The organism is Komagataeibacter kakiaceti JCM 25156, from assembly GCF_000613305.1.
Map to the genome: position 1 here is coordinate 1 of NZ_BAIO01000277.1, position 3,176 is coordinate 3,176.

At 66.4% G+C, this 3,176-nt stretch carries 4 pseudogenes; 1 reads left to right on the plus strand and 3 read right to left on the minus strand.

Annotation, left to right across the window (positions count from 1 at the left end):
• The 3 pseudogenes from JCM25156_RS12200 to JCM25156_RS24070 all read right to left on the minus strand — a co-directional run.
• Positions 1-422: pseudogene (locus tag JCM25156_RS12200) on the minus strand (chloride channel protein); the annotation flags it as partial.
• A 207-nt stretch (positions 423-629) separates the two neighbouring features.
• Positions 630-1,531: pseudogene (locus tag JCM25156_RS24065) on the minus strand (cation diffusion facilitator family transporter).
• Positions 1,532-1,553: 22 nt separating this feature from the next.
• A pseudogene (locus JCM25156_RS24070) lies at positions 1,554-2,599 on the minus strand (cation diffusion facilitator family transporter).
• Between the two features lie 278 nt (positions 2,600-2,877).
• Here JCM25156_RS24070 and JCM25156_RS12215 point away from each other — a divergent pair.
• Positions 2,878-3,176: pseudogene (locus JCM25156_RS12215) on the plus strand (FAD-dependent oxidoreductase); the annotation flags it as partial.

Genomic DNA, 3,176 nt, shown 5'->3' on the forward strand with positions numbered 1-3,176 from the left:
CAGGCATGCATGATCGCGGCCCCGACCTGCACGCTCGGTCCCTCACGCCCGATGGAGGCCCCCGCCAGCAGCCCCAGCGTGGTCAGCACGATCTTGCCCCCCGCCACGCGGAGCGAGAGCAGCCGGTCGATGATGGCGAAATTCTCGATATGCAGCGTGGCGATGGTCTGCGGTATGCCGCTGCCCTGCGCGCCGCGGAACCATGTGCGCGTAAGCCATGAAGACAGCGCCAGCCCCCCCGGCGTCATGACCAGCATGATCCATGTTGATGTGGATGATGTGCGTGCGCAGCGTGGCCGCCGCGTCCGCCGCCATGGCGAAGCCACCGCCACCACGCCCACCATCACGGCCGCCGCCCAGCAGGCCAGCTTGCGCCGCCACTGTTCGGTGGTGATGCGGGCGGAACGGCGCAGATGGCGCATGTGCCGCCTGCGTATTTCGGTAAGGTCGGTGCGCATGACCGGCAATGCACTTTCAGTAACAGTACTGATAGGCGGACAGTACTGACAGATAAACCGGGGTGCGGCAATCCGGTTGCGGGGAAAGGGTCGTATTTATCGCGGGCCAGAGTATCGTTTTCCGGCCATCGGGCCGGGTGCCGCGCGGTGCGCGCGGCCTTGCGGCCGGGATTACGGCAGCACCAGCACGCCTGTATGCTTGGCCTTGCGCTCGGGTTCAACATGAATGTTGATGAGCGCCTCCCCCAGCCCGGCGCGGAGCCCGGCCTCGATCCGGTCACAGATATGGTGGGCGTTCTCGACGCTCATCGTGCCGGGCACGACCAGATGGAATTCGATGAACGTCATGGCGCCCACGATCCGCGCGCGGATGTCGTGCGCCTCCAGCGCGCCGGTGGCGGTCTGGGAAATGATGGCGCGGATCTGCCCCAGCGTTTCGGAATCCGGGGCTTCGTCCATGAGCCCCCGATGGAGCTGCGCATCATGTCCCAGCCGGTGCGCAGCACGTTCAGCGCGATCAGGGCCGCCAGCAGCGGGTCCAGCCACAGCCAGCCGGTCAGCGGGATCAGGATGAAGCCGCACACCAGCGCGGCGGACGCCCACACATCGGACAGCACATGGTGCCCCCCCGCCACCAGCGCGGGCGAATGATGCGCCCGCCCCAGCCGCAGCATGGTCAGGCCCCAGACAAGGTTGAGCACGCCCGCCCCGCCGTTGAAGGTCAGGCCAAGCAGGGAGTCCATCGGGGCGTGCAGGTTATGGAACCCCACCCAGGCCTCATGCGCGATGGTGATGGCGGTAATGACGACCAGCACCCCCTCGGCCACGGCGGAGAGGTACTCGGCCTTGTAATGGCCATAGGTATGGTTCTGGTCGGGCGGCAGGCTGGCCACGCGCAGCGCCCACAGCCCGGCGATGGCGGACACCACGTTGATGATCGTCTCGATCGCATCGGAATACAGCGCGATGCTGCCGGTCACGCGCCACGCCGTGTATTTCATGCCCAGCGCCACCATGCTGACCGCGAGGCTGCACCAGGCGGCAAGGATCTTGGTGCTGGAATCGGAAAATATGCTCAACAGATGAACCTTGGGGTCAGAAACTCTGGGCGCTGGCGAGAACGCAGTGGTCGGCATCGGTCAGGGTTTCGATCTGGAAGGTGGGGTGAACGATGCCAAAGCGTGCCTGCAATTCCTGTGCCGCCCGGTGCAGCAGCCCCTCGGCGGCGTCGCCATTGTCACCGTGCCTGCGCACGAGATGGACCGTCAGCGCCGTCTCGGTGGTGCTGAGCGGCCAGATATGCAGGTCATGCAGGTCGCACACGCCGGGCAGGGTGCGCAGATAGGATTCGACCTGAGCGGGGTCGATGCCACGCGGCACGCGGTCAAGCGCCATATCCAGTGAATCACGCAGCAGCGACCATGTCGCGACAATGACGGACAGCGACACGAGCAGGCAGATGACAGGATCGATCCGCAGCCACCCGGTCATCAGGATCAGCCCGCCGCCCGCCACCACGGCCAGCGACATGAGCGCATCCGCCGCCATGTGCATGAACGCGCCGCGCAGGTTGAGATCCTGCTTCCCGCCGCTGGCGAACAGCAGCGCCGTCCCCCCGTTGACCAAGATGCCGATCCCGGCCACGACCATCACCGCCCCGCCCGCCACCGGATGGGGCTGGATCAGGCGTAGCACCGCCTCCCACATGATCCCCCCGGTCACGACCAGCAGGGCGACGGCATTGCCCAGCGCCGAGAGGATGGAGGACCGGCGCAGCCCGTAGGTGAAGTTGGTGGTGGGTGTGCGGCGCGACAGGATTTCCGCCAGCCACGCCGCCCCCAGCGCCAGCACGTCGGACAGGTTGTGCCCCGCATCCGCCAGCAGCGAAAGCGCATGGCTGCGCACGCCCCACGCGGCTCCCCTACCAGATAGACAAGGTTGAGGCCGATGCCGAGGGCGAAGGCGTTGCCATAGGATGCGGGCGCATGCACATGGTGGTGGCCGAACAGGCCGCCATGCCCGTGGTCATGCCCGCAGTCATGGGCATGCCCTTCCGCATGGCTGGCGTGGTCGTGATCTTGGTCATGATCATGGCCGTGCGCATGGTCCGCATCGCCATGGTTGTGCTGGCATTCGCCCATGGGGCAGCATCCGTTCAGCGTCAGGGAAACTCGGGGTGTCGCCACTTTCCTAGCAGAAGGTCGAGAGGCCCCGCCAGTATTCCCTTGATTGACAGGGCCCGCCCGCGGGGCATCCCGTAAGGCATGGGGATGCAAAAGGCGGCCCTCCAAAAACTTTTATCGGGTTTTATCAATCAGTTGTTTCCAGATGGTTTCCGGGCACGTTTCGTACTGGCCTCCGGCATGATAAGGCAGCGCAGGCCATGCCCCGGCCCACACCACCATGGGAACGTGACCCGATGATCAGACTGACCGAACTGCGCCTGCCGCTCGACCATACCGAAGCCGCGCTGCGACAGGCCGTGGCCGGGCGGCTGGGCGTGGCGGAAGCGGATGTGGGCGGGATCAGCGTTTTCCGCCGTGGCCACGACGCCCGCAAGCGCGGGCGGATCGTGCTGGTCTATACGGTGGACTGCGCGGTGCGTGATGAAGCCGGTGTTCTGGCCGCCCATGCGGGCGCGCGCGACATCATGCCCACGCCCGATACCGACTACCGCTTTGTCCTGGACGATGGCGCGCGGCTTGCCGCGCGCGCGGG